This window comes from Paenarthrobacter sp. 10L420 (assembly GCF_056395385.1).
The window spans coordinates 1-848 of the sequence record NZ_JBFTJK010000071.1 but is presented as its reverse complement, the minus strand read 5'-3'; the positions used below and the strand labels follow the sequence as shown (position 1 = coordinate 848).

Annotated in this window: 1 protein-coding gene; it reads right to left on the bottom strand. The window is 63.7% G+C overall.

From position 1 onward, the window contains the following. A partial coding sequence (locus tag AC1DD5_RS25705; RefSeq protein ID WP_477523134.1) for an LLM class flavin-dependent oxidoreductase occupies positions 1-818 on the bottom strand: 818 nt, incomplete at its 3' end. Positions 819-848 lie beyond the last annotated feature (30 nt).

Below are 848 nucleotides of genomic sequence, written 5' to 3'. Positions count from 1 at the left end.
GGCAGGATGTCGTCTTCCATCTGCTGGAGTCCCTCGTCGTAGTTGACCCAGGAGATCGCTACCCCGTCGAGTCCGGCGTTGGACAGTTCCAACAGTGTTGCGACGACCTGCTCAGGGGTACCCACCGCGGTCATCGCACCGCGGCCGGCAGCGAGCCGCTCGATCATCTGCCCGTGCTCTTCGGCTTCGACTTCCAGGCTCTTGGAGTTCGCGGTGCTCTTATCGAACAGCTTCTCGATCGCGGCAACATCCGCGTTATCGCGGTGCACCCACCGGAAATACTCCTTGGCGTCCTGCTCGGTCGGCCGACACACCACATGCAGCCGCCCGAAGACCCGCACCTCGCGACCGTGGGAGACCCGCGCCTGCTGCTTGATCTCGGCAATCTGACGCTGCGCGGTCGCCATGTCCTGCAAGGACGCGAAAATGAGATCACTGTGCGTGGCGGCGAACTCACGGCCCGGACCGGACGTGCCCGCATTCATAATCACCGGATAGGGGTCCTGCAACGGGTGCGGGTCCGAGAACGCGTCAACAGCCTTGACGTACTCCCCCTCAAAATCGAACCCAGCGTCCTCGGTCCACAACCGCTTCAACAGCGTCGTCCACTCATCAGCGTAGGCGTACCGGGCCTSGTGSTCCCGCTGGGTGAGGCCGAACATGGCGAACTCCTCCGGRAACCACCCCGCCACGACRTTRATCCCGAACCGGCCCCCCGACACATGATCCGCCGTCACGGCCATCTTCGCCGCCATCACCGGATGGATAATCGGAACCTGCACMGTGGCAAACGCCTGGATCCGCTGAGTCCGCGCCAACAACGCCGTCGCCCACGTGAACGGCTCAAA